Origin of the sequence: Enterobacter sp. ku-bf2 (assembly GCF_001742765.1) — a bacterium.
Classification (GTDB): Bacteria; Pseudomonadota; Gammaproteobacteria; order Enterobacterales; family Enterobacteriaceae; genus Enterobacter; species Enterobacter quasiroggenkampii.
Genome location: NZ_MDVW01000003.1, coordinates 1 through 23,407, shown reverse-complemented (window position 1 = coordinate 23,407; position 23,407 = coordinate 1). Strand labels below are relative to the sequence as shown.

General features: G+C 52.9%; 20 protein-coding genes. 16 read left to right on the top strand and 4 right to left on the bottom strand.

Annotated features, from left to right (window positions below; all coding sequences use genetic code 11):
• Positions 1-92: 92 nt before the first annotated feature.
• Positions 93-1,058: a glucokinase gene (glk, locus tag BFG58_RS09575; RefSeq protein WP_069719723.1), complete on the top strand. Its 966-nt coding sequence runs from the start codon at positions 93-95 to the stop codon at positions 1,056-1,058.
• A 35-nt stretch (positions 1,059-1,093) separates the two neighbouring features.
• Here the strand turns inward: glk and BFG58_RS09570 are convergent, their stop codons facing one another.
• Entirely contained in the window at positions 1,094-1,825 is a 732-nt protein-coding gene (locus tag BFG58_RS09570; RefSeq protein ID WP_023294232.1) for a LytTR family DNA-binding domain-containing protein, read from the bottom strand.
• A gap of 3 nt (positions 1,826-1,828) precedes the next feature.
• Positions 1,829-3,535, bottom strand: a complete 1,707-nt coding sequence (locus tag BFG58_RS09565; RefSeq protein ID WP_045909389.1) for a sensor histidine kinase — start codon at positions 3,533-3,535, stop codon at positions 1,829-1,831.
• 386 nt (positions 3,536-3,921) lie between these two features.
• On the opposite strand from BFG58_RS09565, the gene alaC reads away from it, so the two are divergent.
• Positions 3,922-5,160 carry an alanine transaminase gene (alaC, locus tag BFG58_RS09560; protein WP_048029637.1) on the top strand — a complete coding sequence of 413 codons (1,239 nt, stop codon included), beginning with the start codon at positions 3,922-3,924 and terminating at the stop codon, positions 5,158-5,160.
• A gap of 52 nt (positions 5,161-5,212) precedes the next feature.
• On the opposite strand, the gene ypdK is transcribed toward alaC, so the two are convergent.
• Both ypdK and lpxP read right to left on the bottom strand, forming a co-directional pair.
• Positions 5,213-5,284, bottom strand: a complete 72-nt coding sequence (gene ypdK, locus BFG58_RS23810; RefSeq protein ID WP_099458937.1) for a membrane protein YpdK — start codon at positions 5,282-5,284, stop codon at positions 5,213-5,215.
• Positions 5,285-5,642: 358 nt separating this feature from the next.
• Positions 5,643-6,563, bottom strand: a complete 921-nt coding sequence (gene lpxP / locus BFG58_RS09555) for a kdo(2)-lipid IV(A) palmitoleoyltransferase (RefSeq protein WP_139125304.1) — start codon at positions 6,561-6,563, stop codon at positions 5,643-5,645.
• Between the two features lie 12 nt (positions 6,564-6,575).
• On the opposite strand from lpxP, the gene BFG58_RS24080 reads away from it, so the two are divergent.
• The 14 genes from BFG58_RS24080 (at position 6,576) to BFG58_RS24275 (ending at position 23,052) form a co-directional block, all read left to right on the top strand.
• A complete protein-coding gene (locus tag BFG58_RS24080) occupies positions 6,576-6,713 on the top strand; it encodes a hypothetical protein (protein WP_159427010.1) in 138 nt (45 codons plus the stop codon).
• A 640-nt stretch (positions 6,714-7,353) separates the two neighbouring features.
• The gene (gene tssB / locus BFG58_RS09550; protein ID WP_045909386.1) at positions 7,354-7,851 is read left to right on the top strand and encodes a type VI secretion system contractile sheath small subunit; all 498 of its coding nucleotides are present in this window, start codon (positions 7,354-7,356) and stop codon (positions 7,849-7,851) included.
• 32 nt (positions 7,852-7,883) lie between these two features.
• A complete protein-coding gene (gene tssC, locus BFG58_RS09545; protein ID WP_045909385.1) occupies positions 7,884-9,428 on the top strand; it encodes a type VI secretion system contractile sheath large subunit in 1,545 nt (514 codons plus the stop codon).
• An 18-nt stretch (positions 9,429-9,446) separates the two neighbouring features.
• On the top strand, positions 9,447-10,796 hold the full coding sequence (gene tssK / locus BFG58_RS09540; protein WP_069719721.1) for a type VI secretion system baseplate subunit TssK: 1,350 nt from the start codon (positions 9,447-9,449) through the stop codon (positions 10,794-10,796).
• Complete coding sequence (tssL, locus tag BFG58_RS09535; protein ID WP_069719720.1) at positions 10,793-11,545, top strand: type VI secretion system protein TssL, short form; 753 nt, start codon at positions 10,793-10,795, stop codon at positions 11,543-11,545. The genes tssK and tssL overlap by 4 nt, the downstream gene beginning before the upstream one ends.
• Positions 11,545-13,182: an OmpA family protein gene (locus BFG58_RS09530; RefSeq protein WP_069719719.1), complete on the top strand. Its 1,638-nt coding sequence runs from the start codon at positions 11,545-11,547 to the stop codon at positions 13,180-13,182. Before tssL ends, BFG58_RS09530 begins: the two co-directional genes overlap by 1 nt.
• A 49-nt stretch (positions 13,183-13,231) precedes the next feature.
• Complete coding sequence (hcp, locus tag BFG58_RS09525) at positions 13,232-13,723, top strand: type VI secretion system effector Hcp (protein ID WP_039339792.1); 492 nt, start codon at positions 13,232-13,234, stop codon at positions 13,721-13,723.
• Positions 13,724-13,881: 158 nt separating this feature from the next.
• A complete protein-coding gene (gene tssH, locus BFG58_RS09520; protein ID WP_069719718.1) occupies positions 13,882-16,527 on the top strand; it encodes a type VI secretion system ATPase TssH in 2,646 nt (881 codons plus the stop codon).
• Between the two features lie 69 nt (positions 16,528-16,596).
• Positions 16,597-17,415, top strand: coding sequence for a lysozyme inhibitor LprI family protein (locus BFG58_RS09515; RefSeq protein ID WP_069719717.1), 819 nt, complete (start codon positions 16,597-16,599; stop codon positions 17,413-17,415).
• 36 nt (positions 17,416-17,451) lie between these two features.
• Entirely contained in the window at positions 17,452-19,806 is a 2,355-nt protein-coding gene (locus BFG58_RS09510; RefSeq protein ID WP_069719716.1) for a type VI secretion system Vgr family protein, read from the top strand.
• 11 nt (positions 19,807-19,817) lie between these two features.
• Positions 19,818-22,079: a pesticin C-terminus-like muramidase gene (locus BFG58_RS09505; RefSeq protein WP_069719715.1), complete on the top strand. Its 2,262-nt coding sequence runs from the start codon at positions 19,818-19,820 to the stop codon at positions 22,077-22,079.
• 1 nt (position 22,080) lies between these two features.
• Positions 22,081-22,614 carry a hypothetical protein gene (locus BFG58_RS23805; RefSeq protein ID WP_139125303.1) on the top strand — a complete coding sequence of 178 codons (534 nt, stop codon included), beginning with the start codon at positions 22,081-22,083 and terminating at the stop codon, positions 22,612-22,614.
• A gap of 64 nt (positions 22,615-22,678) precedes the next feature.
• Positions 22,679-22,873, top strand: coding sequence for a hypothetical protein (locus tag BFG58_RS24280; protein WP_254665196.1), 195 nt, complete (start codon positions 22,679-22,681; stop codon positions 22,871-22,873).
• A gap of 50 nt (positions 22,874-22,923) precedes the next feature.
• Positions 22,924-23,052 (top strand): lysozyme inhibitor LprI family protein, encoded by a 129-nt coding sequence (locus tag BFG58_RS24275; RefSeq protein WP_254665195.1) that lies wholly within the window; start codon positions 22,924-22,926, stop codon positions 23,050-23,052.
• Positions 23,053-23,407: the final 355 nt, after the last annotated feature.

The window sequence follows — 23,407 nt, the reverse complement described above, 5'->3', positions numbered from 1 at the left end:
ATGGGCATTCACCTTCCGGTCGTTGTTGTTATCACGCCTTGAATTTACAGTGTCCCAAAGATTTATTCTGACTTTAGCGGAGCAGTAGAAGAATGACAAAGTATGCTTTGGTAGGTGATGTGGGCGGCACGAACGCGCGCCTCGCATTATGCGATATAAGTAGCGGTGAAATTTCCCGGGCGAAAACCTATTCCGGGCTGGATTATCCAAGTCTTGAGGCTGTTGTTCGCGTCTATCTGGACGAGCATCAGGTAGGCGTCGAAGATGGCTGCATCGCCATTGCCTGTCCGATAACCGGCGACTGGGTCGCCATGACCAACCATACCTGGGCATTCTCCATCGCCGAGATGAAAAAAAACCTCGGCTTTGCGCATCTTGAAATCATCAATGACTTCACCGCGGTGTCCATGGCGATCCCGATGCTGAAGTCTGAGCATCTGATCCAGTTCGGTGGCGCTGAGCCGGTCGAAGGTAAGCCGATTGCGGTTTACGGGGCCGGTACCGGTCTGGGCGTTTCACATCTGGTGCATGTTGCTCAGCGCTGGGTGAGCCTGCCGGGTGAAGGCGGTCACGTTGACTTTGCGCCAAACAGCGAAGAAGAGGGCATTATCCTCGAAGAATTACGCGCGGAGATCGGCCACGTCTCCGCCGAACGCGTGCTGTCAGGGCCGGGGCTGGTGAACCTGTACCGGGCGATTGTGAAGTCGGACGGTCGTCTGCCGGAAAACCTGCAGCCGAAAGACGTTACCGAACGCGCGCTGGCGGACAGCTGCATTGACTGCCGTCGAGCCCTGTCGCTGTTCTGCGTGATTATGGGACGCTTCGGCGGCAACCTGGCGCTGACGCTGGGTACCTTCGGGGGCGTTTATATCGCGGGCGGCATTGTGCCGCGCTTCCTCGACTTCTTTAAAGCCTCTGGCTTCCGCGGCGGGTTTGAGGATAAAGGGCGCTTCAGAAGCTACGTGCAGGACATTCCGGTTTATCTGATCGTGCATGATAACCCAGGCCTGCTGGGGTCGGGTGCCCACCTGCGTCAGGTTCTCGGTCAGATTCTCTGATGCCTGGCCCTCTCCCACGGGAGAGGGCTTTTTCGTTACAGGTGCATAAGCTGGCGGAACTCTTTCACCTTGCTGCGGCTCACCGGCACCTGAAAATCCAGATCCTTCAGGCGCAAGATATAGGTGTTGTTAAACCACGGTTCGATCTCGCGGATCTTGTTTAAATTCACGCAGAACGAGCGGTGGCAGCGGAAAAAGTGCGACGCAGGCAGCTTGCTGCAAAACTCGGTGATGTTCATCGCCATCACGTAAGATTCCCGCCGCGTATAAACAAACGTCATCTTTTCATGGGCTTCGGCATAGTAGATATCATTGACCGGCGTCACGATGATGCGCTCATCTTTGACCAGATTAATGGTGTCGTTTTCCCGTACCGTTGGGCTGGCGCTTGCAGGGGCGGTCTGCTGCTGCCATGCGGCCTCCAGCTTTTGCAGCATGCTGACAATCCGCGACTCCTGGTAAGGCTTAAGGATATAGTCAAACGCTTCCAGCTCGAAGGCCTCTACCGCGTGCTCTTTCCATGCGGTAACGAACACAATAAACGGCTTATGGGCAAACTGATTGATGTTTTGCGCCAGCAATACGCCATCCAGCGACGGAATGTTGATATCCAGGAAGATAGCGTCGACCCGGTTATGCTGCAAAAACTTCAGCACGTCCAGACCGTCATCAAAGGTGCCCACAATCTCCATCTGGCTGTGGGTGTTGATAAGCCAGGTTAGCTCCTGTTGAGCCAGGATTTCATCTTCTACGATGATGACTTTCATGGGTTACTCCACCTGGGGCAACAGTGATGTTGTTGAATGAACGGGAGTGCGCTCGTTCGGGACGTAAAAGGCAATTTCGGTGCCCGGTTCAAGACGCTGAATGTGTAGCCCATCACCGTAAAGCAGCTTGACTCGGTGATGCACGTTCAGCAGGCCGATTTTATTTCCGGGCATCTCGTTAGACTCCACGCGCTCAATAACTTTTGGATCAATGCCGTGTCCGGTATCGCGCACCGCAATACGCACGCGGTTGCCGCTTTCGGTGACGCTGATGGTGACGACGCCTTTGCCTTTACAGGGTTGAATGCCGTGAACAATCGCGTTTTCGACCAGCGGCTGGATAAGCAGGCTCGGGATCACGCAGTTGACCTCTTCATCAATATCGTAAATGACCGTGAGCTTGTCGCCAAAGCGCGCCTGCTCAATCGCGATGTAGTCTTTGATCTGATACAGCTCTTTTTTGATGTCGATCTGCTCGTCATCTTTCAACTCGATGTTGTAGCGCAGATAGCGGGACAGGTTAAAAATCAGCTGTCGCGCGGTGTCCGGATTAAGACGTATGGACGAGGAGATCGCGTTCAGCGCGTTAAACAGGAAATGGGGATTGATTTTGCTCTGCAGCGCGCGCAGCTCTGCCTTATTTGCCATCTCACGCAGCTGTTCTGCACGGGAGACTTCCAGCTGGGTGGAAATAATCTGCGACAGGCCAATCGCCATCTCCTGGAGCGAGGAGGTGATCTGATGCGCGTGACAGTAATAAATTTTCAGGGTGCCCGTCACGACGCCTTTCTCCCACAGCGGGATCACCAGCATCGAGTGGATTTCCGGCGTTCGGTGGGCTTCGTCATTGTTTTTAATGATGATTTTACCGTAGTTGATCGCCTGTCTGGTGGTTGGGCTGATGGTGTCATCGTTGTCGCGATAGTTGTGTTCCCCGACGCCAACGTAGGCCAGCACGTGGTCAATGTTGGTGATGGCGACGGCGTCTGCGTGGATGTCGTGGCGGATAATCTCGCAGACCTGACGCAACGACTCCGCGTTAACGTGGCGAAAAAGCGGCAGCGTTTTGTTGGCGATATCCAGTGCCAGCTTGGCCTGACGGGCGGCGCTGGCCTCTTTTTCCCCTTCAACGCTTTGCACCAGAAGCACGATAAAACCGATGCACACGCTGCCCAGGATCATCGGAATCCCGATTTTCGAGACAATATCCAGCCCCAGCGCGGTGGTCGGGGCCCAGACGACGACCAGGATCATGGTCAGCGTTTCGCATACCATGCCTGCGACGATCCCGGCGCGCCAGCGCTGTTTTTTCGGGATTTTGCGGCTGATCCAGCCGGAGAGCACCCCGGCGATAATGCTGGTAATAAAACAGGGCACCGCCGTGACGCCGCCGATATCAATCAGGTAGCGATGGGTTCCGGCAATCACGCCGGTGATAACGCCCACCCACGGGCCAAACAAAATTCCGCCGGACATCACGGCGATAATGCGCACGTTAACCAGCGAGCCCTCTACTGGCACGCCTGACCAGGTGCTGAACAGGGCGAACAGCGAAAAGATGGCGGTAACGGCCAGCAGCTCTTTTGGCGAGTGGGCGGATTTGTGCAACAGCTCGCGAAACAGGCGAATGCGGATGAGGAAGAACAGGCAAATCAGCATTAATGCCGCACGGTCAAAAACCGCCAGCAGCATAGTGAATATTTCGTGCACGAGTAGACCTGGGAAAACGGGAAAGAACCATGATAAAAAACCTGACGCGTATTGACCAGCTATCCGTCAGGTTTATCAAATGAGGAAAAACCATAATTCTTAAAGGGGATTGTCCGGCGGTCACGGACACGGCCAGATTTTTTATAGCCAGCGTATCGTCAGGTAACTGTTTTGATATCATCCTGTTAAATAACGGCTATCAGAAAGCCAACCCTGAAACAGGGGCTTCCGCTTTTTGGCACTGCCGGGTTCCGGTTTTCAGGCGATCGCTTTTTTTTCATTTCCCTCTCGACAGCATGATTTTTTTCAGGTTATTTTCTAAGCATGCCACATCGGTGGCAGCGTCGCTCGGACGGTCCGGGCGCTAACGTTAATCTGAGGAATCTATGGCTGAATTCAGTCCTGAACGCCGTTTTACGCGTATCGATCGTCTCCCCCCTTATGTTTTCAATATCACTGCTGAACTGAAAATGGCTGCGCGTCGGCGCGGCGAAGATATTATTGATTTCAGCATGGGTAACCCTGACGGCCCAACGCCGCCGCATATCGTTGAAAAGCTCTGCACGGTTGCCCAGCGTCCGGATACGCACGGCTACTCGACCTCTCGCGGTATTCCCAGATTACGTCGCGCGATCTCGCGTTGGTATCAGGATCGCTATCAGGTTGATATCGATCCGGAAAGTGAAGCGATTGTCACCATCGGCTCGAAAGAGGGGCTCGCTCACCTGATGTTGGCCACGCTGGATCATGGCGATACGGTGCTGGTGCCTAATCCAAGCTACCCGATCCACATCTACGGCGCGGTGATTGCCGGGGCGCAGGTCCGTTCCGTTCCGCTGGTGGAAGGTGTCGATTTCTTTAACGAACTTGAGCGTGCGATTCGCGAAAGTTATCCGAAACCGAAGATGATGATCCTCGGTTTCCCGTCAAACCCAACCGCCCAGTGTGTGGAGCTCGATTTCTTCGAGAAAGTCGTCGCCCTGGCCAAGCGGTATGACGTGCTGGTGGTTCATGATTTAGCCTACGCTGACATCGTCTATGACGGCTGGAAAGCGCCTTCCATCATGCAGGTTCCGGGCGCGCGTGACGTGGCGGTCGAGTTCTTTACGCTGTCAAAAAGCTACAACATGGCAGGCTGGCGCATTGGCTTTATGGTGGGTAACAAAACGCTGGTGAGCGCACTGGCGCGCATTAAGAGTTACCACGACTATGGTACCTTCACGCCGCTACAGGTCGCGGCTATTGCTGCCCTGGAAGGCGACCAACAGTGCGTTCACGAGATTGCCGCCCAGTATAAGCGCCGCCGTGACGTGTTGGTAAAGGGCTTGCATGAAGCGGGCTGGATGGTGGAAATGCCGAAGGCGTCTATGTACGTCTGGGCAAAAATTCCGGAGCCGTACGCGGCGATGGGATCGCTGGAGTTTGCCAAAAAACTGCTGCAGGATGCGAAGGTGTGCGTATCACCGGGCATTGGCTTTGGTGATTATGGCGACACCCATGTGCGATTTGCCCTGATTGAAAACAGCGATCGCATTCGTCAGGCGGTGAGGGGCATCAAGAGTATGTTCCGGGCCGACGGCCTTCTTTCGTCGAAGAGCGTGTCTGAACATCCCGCGTCGACATGACATAAAAAAACAGGAGCCGATGGCTCCTGTTTTTTTGACTGCATGTTCTTCACTAGATCATCAGGGCAAAGGTTCCGGCCCAGACTAAAACAATCACCGAAATGCCCATAAAGAAATATTTCACGTTTCATCGCTCCGCGTATCTTGTGGTACGCATTTAAAAACAGAGTCCACCTGATTATAGAGAACTGAAATCCGGTCAAAACGGAAATGAGAATTTTCCCGTTACGCCGCTCACTCCAGCTCAGAATTCTGTGCTTTCCTGTTGCCAGACGGCGCTAATGTACGCCTAAAAATGAGGGGTGACAAGAGGGATTTTTTTAAATAATTTCCGTTACTTACGAGTGTCGTGGAACGGCGACAGTTTGATTTCGCATCGCAATAAATTCACTTTGGGCGACGCAATGAAAGACGATTTCTCAACGGGATGACAGGTGATTGAAAAGGTTAGTTTCTTAGCGAAACTAACCTTAATGAAAGGCTTAAATATAGAGCGAGGCTTCGCCAAGAGGGCGGGTTTTGAAACGACGATGCATCCACAGATACTGCTCTGGCGCACGCATGATTTCAGTTTCGATGACTTTATTGATAAACGCCGCGGCTTCGCACTCGTTTTCCGGATAGTTAGCCATTTCAGGAGAGATGTGCAGACGATAGCCTGATTTATCTGCTTTTCTCACCATCGTTACGGTCAGCATTGAGGCGCCTGACAAACGAGATATGACAAAGGTGCCGTTAGTCGTCGCAACATCTTTAACCGCAAAGAAAGGCGCAAAGCTGCTGCCTTTACGTCCATAATCCTGATCGGGTGCAAACCAGACGGCTTCACCTTTCTTCAGGGCACCGACCATACCGCGCAGATTGTTACGGCTGATCATCGCCTTATTGGAACGCATGCGGCCACGCGTCTGGACCCACTCCATCAGCGCACTGTTGTGTGGTCGATAGGTCGCCATCATTGGCTGGCACAGGCCCATCACGCGGCCACCCAGTTCCAGCGACATAAAGTGAACGCCGACGACCATCACGCCGCGTTTTTGCATCTGCGCGCGTTGCAGGTTATCCAGTCCTTCTACATCAAACCACTTACGGACACGCTCATCCGACCAGAACCAGGCCATGCCGGTTTCAAGCAGCGCCATGCCGATAGACTTAAAGTTTTCAGCGATGAGCTTCTCGCGCTCTTCGGCATTGTACTGCGGAAAGCAAAGCTCAATATTTTTCCGCGCAATAGATTCGCGACGTTTCAGGAAGACGCGCGAAGCGCTGCCCAGTTTCGACCCCAGCAAACGCAGTACAGGGTACGGAAGTTGAACCAGCAGCCAGAGAACGCCAAGACCAAACCATGTAAACCAGTAACGCGGGTGTAAAAACGCGCGTTGAAATTTGGATTGAGACAAAATAGTGAAACCTATGTGAAGCCTGTAAAGGTAGCGCAGAGTTTGCGATACGACGTGCCGATAAGACCGTTCTTCAAGGTGATGGTTGCAGGCTTTACCGAACTTTACGGCGTTGCCTGGCCACTGCTGATTTGGGCGGGCGGCGTAATGTAGCACCGTTATACGATATGTGCTATTACTCGTTTTTGATTAAAAAAGCGGCAGTTCGGAAGGTGATTGATTTTACAGATTTTATAGGCAGTCGCATGAAAGCGCCTTTCCTGCCTGAGCGGAAGGCAAAAGCGTTAGCGCTCATAGGGAAGGCGTAAAGAAAAAAAACGGTATTGTTGATTTGCGCCAAATTAAACATTTACGCCTTTATTTATTCCTCCGCATAATAAATAAGAAATTTCTTCGTGAAAATTCTTAAGCGTTATTCATACCATCAATGGAATAGCCATCTGCTTTCATCCATTCCTGTCTTCGTTTAATCGTGCCGCAATAAGATATTGTCGTTCTTTCGCGCTTTTTGAAGTAATGCTGTGATGCAAATCAAAACAAGAAGTTTTTATAAACATCTCTCTGGCTACAACCCCTTCTGCGATACAAATATTCGATTTGTGCGAAAAGAGCAGTTTCTTTTCCTGATTTAGTTGGCCTATTTACGATAATGTATTAGTGGAAAATTCTTAAGAAAATTCTTGTATCGGATTAATGATCTGTGTATTTGATTTTGTTCCGATCATTATTCTATTATTGCGCATCAAGAACGATACCGTGAAGTTGGCATAGCAAAACAAAGAGGGATGATTAGATGGCTGACAGTTTTCAGAATGAGGTGCCTAAGGCACGTATTAACCTGAAGCTTGACCTGCATACTGGCGGAGCAAGCAAGAAAATGGAATTACCCTTGAAATTGCTTGTTGCGGGTGATTTCAGTAATGGGCAGGAATCTGCGACAATATCTGAACGCGAAAAGATTAACATCACCAAAAATAATTTTGACAGCGTTCTTTCCGAATATTCCCCAAAAGTTAACCTGGCCGTTAAAAATACGCTGTCTGACGATGGTGGCGAGGACAACATTCAGCTGACTTTCCAGAGCATGAAAGATTTCACGCCAGAGCAGGTGGCTGCCCAAATTCCACAGCTGAAGGCGATGCTGGCAATGCGCAACTTGCTCCGCGATCTGAAAGCCAACCTGCTGGATAACCAGACTTTCCGAAAAGAGCTGGAGAAAATCGTTCTTGACCAGTCACTTAGTGCTGAGTTGCGAAATGAACTATCCGCACTGGCTTCAAAAAAACCTTAACCATCATGCTGTTTTAACGGATTAATCAAGGAATGCTCATGTCTGTACAAAATAATACTGCTGGCGGGGAAAGCGTGGTGCTGGAACGCCCTGCTGTGGGTGGGGTATACGCTTCACTGTTTGAGAAAATCAATCTTAACCCTGTCTCCGAACTGAGCGCGCTGGATATCTGGCAAGATGCGCAGGCGATGTCGGATGCGACCGCTGACGAGCGTCTCACCGCAGGTATGCAGGTCTTTCTGGAATGCCTGACCAAGGCAGGCTCGAAGGTCGAAAAACTGGATAAAAGCCTGATCGATCACCACATCGCTGAGCTCGATTACCAGATAAGCCGCCAGCTCGACGCCGTTATGCACCATGAAGAATTTCAGGCGGTTGAGAGCCTGTGGCGCGGCGTGAAGTCGCTGGTTGATAAAACGGATTTTCGCCAGAACGTAAAAATTGAGCTTCTGAGCATGTCTAAAGAAGACCTTCGCCAGGACTTTGAAGACAGCCCGGAAATTATCCAGAGTGGTCTCTATAAACACGCCTACATTGATGAATACGATACCCCGGGCGGCGAGCCGATTGCGGCGCTGATTTCCGCTTATGAGTTCGATGCTTCAGCGCAGGATGTCGCTCTGCTGCGCAACATCTCTAAAGTATCTGCGGCTGCACATATGCCATTTATCGGCTCGGCAGGCCCGAAATTCTTCCTTAAGGAGTCCATGGAAGACGTCGCGGCGATTAAAGATATTGGTAACTATTTTGACCGCGCAGAGTACATCAAGTGGAAATCGTTCCGCGATACGGACGACGCTCGCTACATTGGTCTGGTGATGCCCCGCGTACTGGGACGTTTACCGTATGGCCCGGATACTGTTCCGGTTCGCAGCTTCAACTATGTTGAAGAAGTCAAAGGTCCGGATCACGACAAATACCTGTGGACGAATGCGTCGTTTGCCTTCGCGTCCAACATGGTGCGTAGCTTTATCAATAATGGCTGGTGTGTACAAATCCGTGGCCCGCAGGCTGGCGGTGCGGTTCAGGATCTGCCTATCCATCTGTATGACCTGGGTACCGGCAATCAGGTAAAAATCCCGTCTGAGGTCATGATCCCTGAAACGCGTGAATTCGAGTTCGCGAATCTGGGCTTTATTCCTTTGTCCTACTATAAAAACCGCGACTACGCCTGCTTCTTCTCAGCCAACTCCGCCCAGAAACCGGCGCTGTATGATACCGCAGATGCAACGGCCAACAGCCGCATCAACGCCCGTCTGCCGTACATCTTCCTGCTGTCGCGTATCGCCCACTACCTGAAGCTGATTCAGCGCGAGAACATCGGTACCACCAAGGATCGCCGACTGCTGGAGCTTGAGCTGAACACCTGGGTCCGCAGTCTGGTGACCGAAATGACCGATCCGGGCGACGAACTTCAGGCTTCTCATCCACTGCGTGATGCAAAAGTGGTGGTGGAAGATATTGAGGATAACCCGGGCTTCTTCCGCGTGAAATTGTATGCGATTCCGCACTTCCAGGTGGAAGGGATGGACGTCAACCTGTCGCTGGTTTCCCAGATGCCGAAAGCCAAATCCTAAGGCGAGGGGAAATCAGGGATGAAAATTCATCGTCCGTTATGGAATGAAGGGGCGCTTCTGGCCCCTCAGCAGTTCCAGCAGCAGTCTGAATGGGATGCATTTTCCCGGGCCGGTATTGCCGCCCGCGGAAATGCCTTCCCCTGGGGCGTTGGGCGGGTTGAGCTGGATGACGCGATGCTGGCCTCTGGCCGCGTGCAGGCACAGTCGCTTCGTCTCTGGCTCCCGGATGACACGCTGGTTGATACCCGGTTCAGCGACCTGCCACCGGAGCCGCGTGAAATCGAGGCACCGACTTCTGCCAGCAATGTCCAGGTAACGGTGTATGTGGCGTTACCGGTGATGCAGGCCGGGATCGTAAATGTGCAGACGGACAAGGTACCAGCAGAGCGTCCGCTGCGCTATCGGGAAGCCTGGGAAACGATCGCTGATCGTTTCGGTCAGGAAGAAGAGTCGATGGCTGTGGCCCGCTTTAATCTGGCATTCCGTTTCGGGCATGAAGATAACAGTGCCTGGGATACCTGCGCCATTGCCCGTCTGATGCAGAACGGGGAGGGGGGCTGGCGTCAGGATCCGGATTTTATCCCGCCTATGGCGATGTTCTCGGCAAGTCATAATTTGTGTGAGCGCCTGGCATTACTTAATCGCCAGTTGCGTTCCCGCCGCCAGCGTCTGATGTCAATGCGTCGAGAGAGCAACGACAGGATGGCTGATTTTGCTGTCGCTGATGTTTCGCTTTTCTGGCTGCTGAATGCACTGAATTCTCATGCGAGGGTGCTCTCTGAGTATGAGCGTTTCCCTGACAGACATCCTGAGCAGGTCTGGGTCGAGCTGGCGCGTCTTGCCGGCAGTATGCTGACCTTCTCACTTGATCACGATCTGGATGCCATTCCGGGTTATGAGCACAGTGCGCCGGAGAAAACATTCCCGCCACTCTTTGACCTTATCAGCGAACTGCTGGAATCCAGCCTTCCGTCACGTGTGGTGGCTGTCCGTATGGAGCGCATGGATCCGGAAACCTGGAAAGCGGTGCTGCACGATATTCGTCTGCGCGATGAGGCCGATTTCTATCTTTCCGTTCGAACAAATCAGCCACTCTGGCAGATTGCAGAGCGCTTCGCAAAAGTCTGTATTGCCGGTGCCCCAGCAAGCGTAGGCGAAGTGTCCGGTCTGGCTGTTGAAGGTATTGGCCTCATTGCTCTGAGCCGTGTGCCTGCTGCGCTGCCGGTGCGTCTGGAAAACCAGTACTTTGTGCTGGATATGGAATGTGCTGCCGCCCGTGAAATGCTAGATCAGGGGGTCTGCGCCTTCTATGTCCCGTCCGTGCTCGGCGAACTTGAGCTGGAACTGTTTGCGGTGCTGCGCTCATGATAAAGGACTTCGACATTGATGCCCTGTTGGCAGAAACCTGGCTCACCGTGGCGCAATTGCGTCATGGCGGGCAGATAACGGACGGCCCGGCACTATATGCCGCGTGTAAAGCGCAGGTTGAAAGTGTGCGCGAGGCGCTGGACAGGGCAGGCTTTGATACTGAAAGTATCGATCACATTACCTACGCGCAATGTGCCCTGCTGGATGAAACTGTTCTGAACCGCAGGCCGGAGCCGAAAACTGCTGTAGCGGATGTCATCAGAACAGACGCCACAGAAAGTTTTCCCACCGATGAAATGTCCCGTGACCTGCTGAACATCACCACGCTGGACGCGGGGCAGATAGCCTGGCGTTCAGCCCCGCTGCAAGCGCTGTACTTTGGCTCATTGCGTGCTGGTGAAGCGCTCTATGACCGTATCGCGGAGATACTGCGACATCCTGCGCCTGAACCTGCGGTGCTGACCTGTTACCAGCGGGTGCTGGCGCTTGGTTTCCAGGGGCAGTACCGGTTGTCCGGCGTTGTGCAGTCCCGTCGTGATGAGGTTATTGCAGCACTGAATGAGCGTGTGCCTGCGCTTGGAACCGGCTCCTCCCTGGTGGTGCAGAAGACCGGACGGCGTCGTTACAACCTGCTGCGTTCCGTCTGGTTCTGGATTGTGCTGGCGGTGATCCTGACTGGTGTTGTGTGGCTGGGCGGTCATTTGTGGCTGCAGGACCTGCTGCACCAGCAACTTCCGGAGCAACCCTGATGCATGGACGAACACTTGCCCGGGCTGCCGTACCGGTATTGCTGTGCCTTACCGCGGTGTTGTGGCTGTTATGGGGTTTTCTCACATGGCCAGTCGCAGGAAAATCGGTTCTGACGCTGCTCCTTATACTGACTTCAACTGCCCTTATCCGTCGGCGTTACCGTCAAAGGCAGCCTGCACAGCAGATCGATGAAGCTGGTAACTTCCCGCCAGAAAGCCATACCGGACCGGTGGTGTTGGTTTGTGGGGATGTGGATGATGCCATATTTGCAGCAAGCTCGTGCCGGGGTACAGCACAGGGCTGGTATATCCGGATAACGGAACTGGTCGGACTCACGCCGTTTGCAGAGCGTCTGCTGGCCCGCACCCCGACGATGGCAGGCCAGCTCGCTGTAATGTTCCGCTGTCTGCCGGACCAGCATGAAGATGAGGCACTGTTGCGCGCTTCCCTGAAGGCGTTGCGCCTGCAGATGAAGCAGTTGCGGGACCTGACCGGCTATAGCGTGCCGGTTGTCCTGAGCACCGAATTCAGCGGTCCGGAAACACCCTGGATAGTGGTGCGGGGAGATACAGCCCTGGTGTGTCCGGAAGACGAATCTGCCGTCACCCTCAGTGAATGGCAGCAGTCCCCGCAGGCGGCCTTTATTCAGCCTTATCTGACTCAGGCGACAACGCTGCTTCACTCCGTGATGCTGAATGAACTGGGCAAAGCGGACAGGCTGTATCCGGCCGTACGACCATTTGCAGTGACCATGCGTCTCGGGTCGGTATTCACCTCGACAGCCGCGCTGTGGCCACAATTATTGTTCCGCCAGACCCGCATAGTACCTGCTTGTCATGTCACGGCGTATGAGCCGCGCTGGCATTTTGCCGATTCGGTACTCCCTCTGCTGGCCCCTTATACTACCCCATTGCAGGGTGGGAAAACCGGTCGTCGGGTTGTGATAGTTCTGCTGTTATGCGCCCTCGGTGCCATTGTCCTGTCCGTGCGGCATAACCTGTCGCTTATCCGTAAGGTCAGCGCCGACCTTCAGCGCTGGCAGGTTATCCCAATGAACCACTATGTCCCGAAAGCTCAGGCCCTGCTTGCCCTGCAGCAGGACGCATTGTTGCTGGAGCGCTGGCAGCGTCAGGGAGAACCCCATCGTTACGGGCTAGGACTTTATTCTGGCAACCGCCTGTGGTTGGCGGTGCAGCAGGCCATAGATACTTATGTACCTCCACCGCCACCACCAAAACCGAAGCCAACGCCGGTACCAAAAATTGTCCGTCTTGACAGTATGTCGCTGTTCGATTCCGGCAAATTCATGCTGAAAACCGGCTCCACCAAAATGCTGGTCAATTCTCTGGTCGGCATTAAGGCCAAGCCGGGCTGGCTGATTGTGGTCGCGGGTCACACGGATAACACCGGTAATGCATTACTGAACCAGACGTTGTCTCTGAAACGCGCCGAAGCGGTACGCGACTGGATGCGGGACACGGGCGACGTGCCCGAAAGCTGTTTTGCGGTGCAGGGCTATGGCGCAAGCCGTCCTGTCGCAACCAATGACACCCCGGAGGGCCGCGCGCTCAACCGCCGTGTCGAAATCAGTCTGGTACCGCAGGCCAATGCCTGTCAGATACCGGGCCACACCTAGGCGTCATCGCAGGATGATGGCGCATCACTACACAATGGAGAGTAATTCCATGGCAATTCCTGTTTATCTTTGGCTGAAAGACGACGGCGGTGCGGACATCAAAGGGTCTGTGGACGTTCAGGATCGTGACGGTAGCATCGAGGTGGTTGCACAGGAGCATAACCTGTATATCCCAACCGACAACAACACCGGCAAGCTGACCGGCACCCGTATCCACACACCGTTCCTGTTCACGAAGGAAATCGATTCCTCCAGCCCGTATCTGTACAAGGCGGTGACAACCGGTCAGACCCTGAAATCCGCTGAATTCAAGTGGTACAAAATCAACGACGCGGGCCAGGAAGTGGAGTACTTCAACACCAAACTGGAAAACGTGAAGGTAGTGAAAGTGAATCCTGAAATGTATGACATCAAGGATCCTTCTAAAGAGAAGCACAACCACCTTGAACGCGTTGAACTGCGATACGAAAAAATCACCTGGACCTACAAAGACGGCAACATCATTCATTCCGATTCCTGGAACGAACGCGCCACGGCGTAATCCTGATGCGGGCAGGTTTTCCTGTCCGCAGTTTTTTGCTGAGTGCCTGAGTTGCGGGCACTCAGCAAAGAAAAAACAATCTGCCTGCCTGACCTTATGCGCTTTGGTGAACAGCGAGGGGCGGTAGCGTGTCCAGGAACCGACAAAGAGAGAATCTCATGGAAAATCCAGCCATCCTGTTACGTCGTCTGAACCCTTACTGTGCCCGAGCGATGGAAGGCGCAGCTTCGCTCTGTCAGACCCGTGCCCATGCCGAAATTCTGCCGGAGCACTGGCTGCTGAAGCTGCTGGAGCAAGGGGAAGGTGACCTGACCGTGTTGGCGCGTCGCTATGAATGGGATATGGATGGCATCTGGCAGGATTTACTTGGCTGGCTCGACAGACAACCTCGCTCCGTGCGCCATCGGCCCCAGCTCTCTGATGACATCCAGACTCTGATGCAGCAAGCCTGGCTACTTGCCTCACTTAATGGCGAAGAGCACATTCGCAGCATCCATCTGCTGATGGCCCTGGTTGAAAAACCAAAACTGGCACGTTGTGACGGCCTTTGGCCGTTGTTAACGCTTGCTCAGAGCCAGCTGGAGCGCCTGCGACCGTTGCTGGATGCGCAATCGGATGAGCGTCCAGAAATGCAGCACGAAGCCGAGCTGGCACAGAACCACGGTGGTGAGGTGGAGTTTGTCGGGCGTCCGGCTGGTGTGGAAATGAAAGAGGGGGAACTGAGCCCTGCGCTGCAGAACACGCTGGATAAATTCACCCTCGATGTCACCGCCAAAGCGAAGGAAGGGAAGATCGATCCGGTGTTTGGCCGTGACACAGAAATCCGTCAGATGGTGGATATCCTCTCTCGTCGCCGCAAAAACAACCCGATTCTGGTCGGTGAGCCGGGCGTAGGGAAAACCGCACTGGTTGAAGGTCTGGCATTGCGTATTGCCGAGGGTAATGTGCCTGAATCCCTGAAAACGGTCACTCTGCGTACCCTTGACCTGGGCCTGCTGCAGGCCGGTGCAGGCGTGAAAGGCGAGTTCGAACAGCGGCTGAAAAACGTCATCGATGCGGTGCAGCAATCCCCGTCCCCGGTCCTGCTATTTATTGATGAAGCGCATACCATCATCGGCGCGGGCAACCTGGCAGGGGGCGCCGATGCAGCGAACCTGCTAAAACCGGCGCTGGCGCGTGGCGAACTGCGTACTATTGCGGCCACTACCTGGAGCGAGTACAAGCAGTACTTCGAACGCGACGCGGCCCTGGAGCGTCGTTTCCAGATGGTAAAAGTCGATGAGCCTGACGATGACACAGCCTGCCTGATGCTCCGTGGTTTGAAATCCCGTTACGCCGAGCACCATCACGTGCACATTACCGACGATGCGGTGCGCGCTGCTGTTACGCTTTCCCGCCGCTACCTCACGGGCCGCCAGTTGCCGGATAAGGCGGTTGATCTGCTCGACACCGCCGCAGCGCGCGTCCGAATGAGCCTCGACACGGTACCGGAACAGCTGACCTGCATTCGCTCGCAGATTACCTCTCTTGAAATGGAGAAGCAGGCGCTGCTGGAAGATATTGCTGTCGGCAATCAGAGCCATGGTGAACGCCTGACCGTCATTGAGCAGGAAGAGAACGCTCTTATCGTTGCTCTCGACGAGCTTGAAACGCAGTACGGGCAGGAACTGAAACTCACCGAACAACTGCTGGAAAGCCGCCAGGACATCTCCCGTCAAAGCGAGACGCGCACGCTGCAGCAGGAACTGAACGGCATGCAGCACAGCAACCCGCTGCTCTCTCTGGATGTTGACGTACGCACCGTTGCCAACGTGATTGCCGACTGGACGGGCGTTCCGCTCTCCTCCCTGATGAAAGATGAACAGACCGAACTGCTGACACTCGAAAACGAAATCGGCAAGCGCGTGGTCGGGCAGGACGTGGCGCTGACCGCCATCGCCCGGCGCCTGCGTTCGGCAAAAACGGGTCTCACGTCCGAGAATGGTCCGCAGGGCGTGTTCCTGCTGGTTGGTCCGAGTGGCACTGGTAAGACCGAAACTGCACTGGCGCTGGCGGACGTGCTGTACGGCGGTGAGAAATCCCTCATCACCATCAACCTGTCCGAATACCAGGAGCCGCACACGGTGTCGCAGCTGAAAGGCTCGCCTCCGGGTTACGTGGGTTACGGTCAGGGCGGCATTCTCACCGAAGCGGTGCGCAAGCGCCCGTACAGTGTGGTGCTGCTCGATGAGGTGGAAAAAGCACACCGTGACGTCATGAACCTGTTCTATCAGGTATTCGACCGCGGCTTTATGCGTGACGGTGAAGGGCGTGAAATCGACTTCCGCAACACCGTCATCCTGATGACCTCCAACCTCGGCAGCGATCACCTGATGCAGTTGCTGGACGAACAACCAGAATCCACCGAAGGCGACCTGCACGAACTGCTGCGCCCGATTTTACGCGACCACTTCCAGCCGGCACTGCTCGCCCGCTTCCAGACCGTGATTTACCGTCCGCTGGCCGAAGCGGCGATGCGCACCATCGTGGAAATGAAGCTGTCACAGGTCAGTAAGCGCCTGAACCGTCACTACGGCCTGACCACGCATATTGATGGCAGCCTGTATGACGCGCTGACCGCCGCCTGCCTGTTGCCGGACACCGGCGCGCGCAATGTCGACAGCCTGCTCAACCAGCAAATCCTGCCGGTGCTGAGCCAGCAACTGCTGACCCACATGGCCGCGAAACAGAAACCGGACTCCCTGACGCTCGGCTGGAATGACGAAGAGGGGATAGTGCTTGAATTTAATGCCGCGAAATCATAACGCAGAACGGAATTATTTATTATTAGCAACGGAATGTTGCTGTTACTGCCAATAAAAAGGAAGAAATATATGACGTTTAAAAAAATTGTCCCGGCGGCTATTGCTCTGACCTTTACAGCAAATGCTTATGCGGGATTGTTTAGTTCATCCGATGATTTTAAATGTGGCAGAGAAGACGCCGTTAAAGCTCTTTCGGATTCTTTTCGCAGTGATGCTTCAGGCCTGCTGCAAAGTGATTACCTGACAAAATCCAGATACAGTTATGACAAACCCGTTGCTGACTATCAGAATAAGCTTAATAGCCTGGTGGTTGGCGTCAGTAATGTCTCTACGTCTGGTAATGGAAGCTATGGTCTGAATTGTAGCGCAACTATCTCAGTGAAGGTGCCACAGGAAACACTGGATGTGGTGAGTAGCGAACCAGACTATTTGCATTCCATTACAGGGAACTATGGCAAACTGAATAATGGAAGCGTGGTCTGGAGTGATGTCAGTTACAGCGCTAAGCTTGCAGACAATGGTAAGGATGTCATCTTCAGCGAGTTTAACCGTACAGATTTGTCTGATGCCCTTTTCAATATCAGTGTATTGTCCATTAATAAAAGCCAGATTATTCATGCTCAGTTTAAAGGTGCGCTGGATTCTGCTAAGGCCGAATATAAAATTTCAGACCGCAACCTGAATTCCGTTTGGCGAGAACTCCCGGACTCTTCGCGAAATGCGTTAAAAAAAGAACAGCTGGCATGGGTGAATGAAAAAACTACTAAGTGCGGGAAATTGTCGGATGCGGAATCGAATAGTGTTGATATGAAACACCGCATCGAAATTTATCAGTGCCAGACAAAAATGACCAATGAGCGCATTGATTTCCTCAGTGGCAATAATTAATTGATTGTCGCTGGTGTTCTGTAAGGGAGATAAGAGATGAGTAATACTGCTATCGGTCTGGCACAGAAAAAAATCAATGAAGCTCTGGGGTTGTCCCGTTATCGCTTAGACGTCCATGACTGCCCGCATTTTCTCGATGTCCTGCGCTATCGTGCCACTGAAACCCTGAGCCAGCCGTGGCACTACGATGTCACCTTCACCTGTGCGGCGAGCATTGCCAGCAATGAGGTGATGCTGAAACCGGCATCTTTCACCTTTCAGACGCCATTGTTTGATGGCACGCTGGCTGCGCCGGTGCGCACAGTATACGGCGTGGTGGATACATTCCGTCGGATCTCCGTGTCAGGGGATGAAATCACCTACGCCCTGCGACTCGTGCCGCGTATTGCCCTGATGCACCATACCGAACGATGCGCGGTATATCTCAATCAGTCCGTACCGGAAGTGGTTGAGCAGATACTGCGCTCTCACGGACTGGAAGGAGCGGATTTTGAATTTCGTCTGTCGCAGGCCTACCCGGTCCGGGAGCTCATTACCCAGTGGCGTGAGACAGACCTGGCTTTTGTTCAGCGCCTGCTGGCCGAAGTTGGTATCTTCTGGCGCTTTGAGATGGATGGCCGCATTGAACAGGACGTGGTAATTTTCCAGGACAGTCAGATGCAGTATCAGTTTGGTGTAAAGCTGCCCATTATTCCGCCGTCACGCACCAGCGACAACGGACAGGAGAGCGTCTGGGATATTCGGCCGAAAGACCGCGTGGTCACCGGTAGTGTGGCTACCCGCGACTATAACTACCGCGATGCGCTGGCCCCACAGGACAGTTCGGTGACGGTTCGCCAGGAGGGCGGGGCGACCACCGGTGAGGTGTATCACTATGCCGAGCCGTTCCTGAGTGAAGGGGATACGGAAACGCCGGAGAGCGGTGCCTGGTATGCCCGCCTGCGCCATGAGCGCTACCTCAATGCCCAGCAAACAGTAACGGGGCGCGCAAGTAGGCCGGTTCTGGCTCCGGGCGAAGTACTGGAGCCACAGGGCAGTGGGCTGCCTGACTCGCTGAAGAACGGCATCGTCATCACCGGTATTCACACATCAGGTGCACGCGACAAAGGCTTTCGACTGCACTTTACGGGCATTCCTTACAGCGAAACGGTCTGTTTTCGTCCGGCCCTGTTGAACCGCCCGGTGGTGGCCGGCTCCCTGCCTGCCCGGGTGGAAAGTGATGAAAAGCATGACACCTATGCTTACCTCGACAATCAGGGACGCTACCGTGTCCGGCTTGATTTTGACCGCAACAGCACTGAACAGGGCTATGCCTACCTTTGGCTTCGCCTGGCGAAACCTTATGCCGGGGATACCTACGGCTTCCACTCCCCGCTGCTTGATGGCACTGAAGTCTCGGTGATGTTCGACGGCGGTGACCCTGACCGGCCGTATATTGCCTACGCTCAGCACGATTCAGAACACCCGGACCACGTCACCCGTGATAATCACACGCGCAACATCTGGCGTACGGCCGGAGACAACAAATTCCGTCTGGAGGACAAGCGTCAGGAAGAGCATTTCAAGCTGGCGACGCCGTTTGGCAAGACGCAACTCAACGGCGGTCACGTTGTAGATAGTGAGCGTGAGCCCCGCGGAACCGGTTTTGAACTGCGCACCGATGAATACGGGGCGCTGCGTGCCGGACGGGGGATGTTCCTGACTGCTGATGCCCAACCGGCGGCACAGGGCAAAATGCTGGATATGGCGCCGGCTATTGAACGCCTGAACCAGTCAGCGGCCGAAATGAAGCGGCTCAATCTGCTTGCGCAGCAGGCTCAGGCACTCACCTGTGACCTCGAAAGCCAGAACAGACTGCTGGAAAACCGCCTGAGAGACCTTCAGTCCGCGGCACTACTCGGCAGCGCACCGCAGGGCGTGGCGTTCACGTCGGGTGAGCATCTTCAGATGACCAGCAAGCAGAACACCATCCTGAGTGCAGGTCAGCATCTGGATATGGGAGCAATGAAGAACATCACGCTGGCTGCCAGTGAGTCTGTCGGGCTGTTTGCTCATCAGTCCGGGGCGAAGATGATTGCTAATCAGGGGGATGTTGAGATCCGCGCTGAAGCGAGTTCGATGGAGATGACATCTGAGCTGCTGTTTACCATCAGCAGTAACAAGGATGAACTGCTCATTAGTGCGCCTAAACTGCGACTTAACGGCGGCGGCTCCAGTATCACGCTGGACAACGGCGGCATTCTGGAAGAAACCCCGGGAGATTACCTGGTCAAATCCGCGCATTACCGCTCACCGATGGCGGGTGGCAGCATGGATATTACGCCGCCCAGGTTTAGCCAGACAAACGCCAGCGTGACGCCGCCTAAAACACGTAATATCCCTTCACGTTAAGGATAACCGGAATGAAAATCTGTTTTCCTGCCCGAAAAGCGAATGGCGAGCAGTACGCCACCCTGGATGACATGATGCAGCCGCTCTGTCAGGAGCCACACGGCTCCTGGCTGGCCGGAACGAATAACATGTGGCACGGCGGGATCCACATCACCCGTAAGAGTGCCCCGGGTTCTGTGCTGACAAACGAGACGGCAGACACGGCGGTGCCGCTTCAGTTTATGGCGGGCGGCGAAGTGGTGGCCTGGCGCATTAATCAGGACTATCTGACCGGTAAATACATCAATAACCCGCTGCAGTATTCCGGTACGTTTGTGCTGGTTAAATCGACCTGTACCCCCGATCCCGAAAAAAAGGACAACAGCCTCGATTTTTACTCGCTGTATATCGGGCTTGCTCCGCTGTCTGCCTTTCCGGAGCACAAGCTGTATCAGGTTACTGACAAGGGGGACGGGCTGAGTCAGCGCGAATACACCGGCAAAGAAAAAGACGGAGATAAGGCGCCGGTTGCGAAGGATAAGCTGAAAACGGGCGACAGCGTCATTGTGCTGCGTGAGCTCACCTTCGACCTGAAGGGACAGACACAGACGTTCGGGCTTGCCCGGATGCTCAACAGCAAATCCGAAATGACCGGCGGGGCGTTCTGGGTGTCGCTTGACCCGCAATATATGACACCTGCCGGTAAACAGCGGGCACACCTGCCGGCCTGGATGCAGCAGGCTGTAGCGCAGGGCACATTTGATACCGTCGTTAAACCGGCAACCAGAATGGAAGTTGCAGCTGGTRATGCCGTGGGTTACCTCGCGGAAGACATTGCCCCCTGCGACTTACACGGTGTRGAGAAAAGTGCGTTCGCACACATTGAAGTAATCAGTACCGACAGCCGGATGGTCGATTTTCTGCGCAATAAGGCACAGGTGAAGAGCGGCCCGAAATTTGTTCATATCCACCCGGAGAGTTCTGTCTATGCCCGTTCCGGGGATACCTTCACCAAAACTGAAGGTAAGGTGAAGAAAGACATTCACAAAATTATGCCGCAGGACAAATGCCATCCGTTCACTGACAGCAGCGGCAAGCGCTGGTTTGATATCGGGGACGGGGCCTGGGTAAGCGAAGACGATGTCGATGCGGATATCGGCCAGTACGACCTGGACAAACTGGGCTTTAAAGCATTTGAAGAGCCGTCCACATCCGATATGACGAAATCCCTGCGTGAGGGGTGGATCAAGGACGGGTTCACCAGAATTGCTGAGTGGGTACGCCCTGAACGTGGTATCCGGGAAAAACAGGTCTCTGACTACTATAAATCCCTGCTGCAGAAAATGGACAGTGACAACAGTGGTGACCTTTCCGGCGAAGAACTGCGCCAGGCGGTGAATTACGCGGAACTGGATGTCAGGGATATCGCGGCACGAATGGTGGTCAGACACGACAGTGAGTGGTTTGGCGGCAGCAGCCATCACCGGTGGAGAACATTTTTAAAACAGCTGGATCCGCTGTGCATCAGCTATGTCAGACAGTGGTTTGACAACATGGAATGGATGAGCAAGGTGGACGGATTAAGTGGTGGTGCGCCTGTCTGGCATATGCATCCAGTGGTGTTTTTGGATGCAATTGCTGAAAAATATGGTGACACTATTGATTTCAATACGACTTTAGGTGTGTATCGGATATCAAAAAAATCAGCCGAATTCATTTTATCTTGGGAAGCATATGCTCCCAAACCCTATGTTCCAGGTGGGGATCAGTCAAGCGGAGTTACTGTCGGATATGGTTATGATTTAGGGCAACAGACGACATCATCAGCTCGCGAATTATTAAGTGCTTATTACTCAAATGCACAAGTTGAAAGATTACTGACTGCAATCGGGAAAAAAGGTGATAATGCTAGGGCAATCGTTCATGGGCTGGCAGATATAACCATAACGAAAGATAAAGCTTTAGATATGGCAATGGTTCTAAAGCAAAGGTATTGCCAGAAAGTTGTGGATGCTTATCCACAGGCTATTAATCTACCACCGGATAGCGCGGGAGCAATGCTATCATTAATTTACAATCGTGGGCCATCATTAGCACTTCCTAAACCAAATGATCCAATAGATAATCGACGAGAAATGAGAGAGATTCGAGATGACTTCGCTCAAGGAAATGAAATTAAAATCCCGAGCCGCCTACGAAGTATGAAACGCTTATGGTCAAATCAGCGAGGTTTGATAAGACGCCGTGAAGGAGAAGCCCAGTTGATCGAGAACGAATTAGGTAAAGGTGATTAAAATGAAAAATATTATAATTAAATTCATAGCCTTAAGCATGCTTTTAGTATCATCATTGGTTTATGCTTGTGGTGATAATCCCAATGCAATGGCTCAAGGTCCATTCAAAGATAGTGCATTTAATAATGGGGTTATTTGTTTTCAAAACTCTCCAGATAAAAGAGATGTTAATTTTTATCAAAGTTATTCATCCGTTAACGGGAAGGTTAACAAAATTATTGATACCTTTAGTTATTCTGATGCTCCCGCTGAGGTTTCCTCCGTATTCTTTACCACTCTTGATGGCAAGAGAAGTGTGGTTGTTCTTCTGCGCTGGAATGTTAATTATTTCACTAATGGTGTACAATATCCATATCAATATGAAGTAAAGGCATATAATGCTACTAAAGACTCAGGTTATGAGTTGTTCTTGGATTCAGATAGGGACCCAAATTTATCAGGTTTTCAAACAAAAAATAATGAAAAGATATCTAACTATAAATTAGATAATGCGAGCAAGATAAAAAAATATTTACACAGTAAATATGGCGATTGATTTCAGTATGCTAAGCAATTGGCTCGGGTTGGGGGCTAATGATTAATTGGTAAGGTGAATTTTCATGAAGAATAAATATATTTCACTGGCACTCTCAGTGCTTATATTATCTTCAATTGCAAAAGCTGACCCTCCAAGTGAGTGGGTTAATTTTGAGAGAATAAAAGAGGCATATTCTAAAGCAGATGCTGAACTGAATTTTGTATATAGACAGCAGCTACAGGAGTATAAGAAGGAGGGGGCGGGGTTTTATGGATAAAGTGAATCGCGCGATATATATCTTAAAAATCTCAATTGGCATGGATAAAAATGCGTGACGCTAGCTGTGATTATGAAAATTATGAGTCCAAAACAGAGGCTGCATTCTCCAGTATATATGAGAAATGTTTGTTAGATAAAACAAATGAACGGATTGAATATCTTAAGAAATACAACTGAATTGTGTTGAGTACGTATTCTCTCGTTGGGTAATCAAAGGATTAAATGTACCTTCTGAAAATCCGCTGTCTGCCTTTCCGGAGCACAAGCTGTATCAGGTTACTGACAAGGGGGACGGGCTGAGTCAGCGCGAATACACCGGCAAAGAAAAAGACGGAGATAAGGCGCCGGTTGCGAAGGATAAGCTGAAAACGGGCGACAGCGTCATTGTGCTGCGTGAGCTCACCTTCGACCTGAAGGGACAGACACAGACGTTCGGGCTTGCCCGGATGCTCAACAGCAAATCCGAAATGACCGGCGGGGCGTTCTGGGTGTCGCTTGACCCGCAATATATGACACCTGCCGGTAAACAGCG

Excerpts from the sequence above, each read along its gene's own strand:
- glk (WP_069719723.1), top strand. The coding sequence starts at position 93 with ATGACAAAGTATGCTTTGGTAGGTGATGTGGGCGGCACGAACGCGCGC.
- BFG58_RS09570 (WP_023294232.1), bottom strand. The coding sequence starts at position 1,825 with ATGAAAGTCATCATCGTAGAAGATGAAATCCTGGCTCAACAGGAGCTA.
- alaC (WP_048029637.1), top strand. The coding sequence starts at position 3,922 with ATGGCTGAATTCAGTCCTGAACGCCGTTTTACGCGTATCGATCGTCTC.
- tssB (WP_045909386.1), top strand. The coding sequence starts at position 7,354 with ATGGCTGACAGTTTTCAGAATGAGGTGCCTAAGGCACGTATTAACCTG.
- tssC (WP_045909385.1), top strand. The coding sequence starts at position 7,884 with ATGCTCATGTCTGTACAAAATAATACTGCTGGCGGGGAAAGCGTGGTG.
- tssK (WP_069719721.1), top strand. The coding sequence starts at position 9,447 with ATGAAAATTCATCGTCCGTTATGGAATGAAGGGGCGCTTCTGGCCCCT.
- tssL (WP_069719720.1), top strand. The coding sequence starts at position 10,793 with ATGATAAAGGACTTCGACATTGATGCCCTGTTGGCAGAAACCTGGCTC.
- BFG58_RS09530 (WP_069719719.1), top strand. The coding sequence starts at position 11,545 with ATGCATGGACGAACACTTGCCCGGGCTGCCGTACCGGTATTGCTGTGC.
- hcp (WP_039339792.1), top strand. The coding sequence starts at position 13,232 with ATGGCAATTCCTGTTTATCTTTGGCTGAAAGACGACGGCGGTGCGGAC.
- tssH (WP_069719718.1), top strand. The coding sequence starts at position 13,882 with ATGGAAAATCCAGCCATCCTGTTACGTCGTCTGAACCCTTACTGTGCC.
- BFG58_RS09515 (WP_069719717.1), top strand. The coding sequence starts at position 16,597 with ATGACGTTTAAAAAAATTGTCCCGGCGGCTATTGCTCTGACCTTTACA.
- BFG58_RS09510 (WP_069719716.1), top strand. The coding sequence starts at position 17,452 with ATGAGTAATACTGCTATCGGTCTGGCACAGAAAAAAATCAATGAAGCT.
- BFG58_RS23805 (WP_139125303.1), top strand. The coding sequence starts at position 22,081 with ATGAAAAATATTATAATTAAATTCATAGCCTTAAGCATGCTTTTAGTA.
- BFG58_RS24280 (WP_254665196.1), top strand. The coding sequence starts at position 22,679 with ATGAAGAATAAATATATTTCACTGGCACTCTCAGTGCTTATATTATCT.
- BFG58_RS24275 (WP_254665195.1), top strand. The coding sequence starts at position 22,924 with ATGCGTGACGCTAGCTGTGATTATGAAAATTATGAGTCCAAAACAGAG.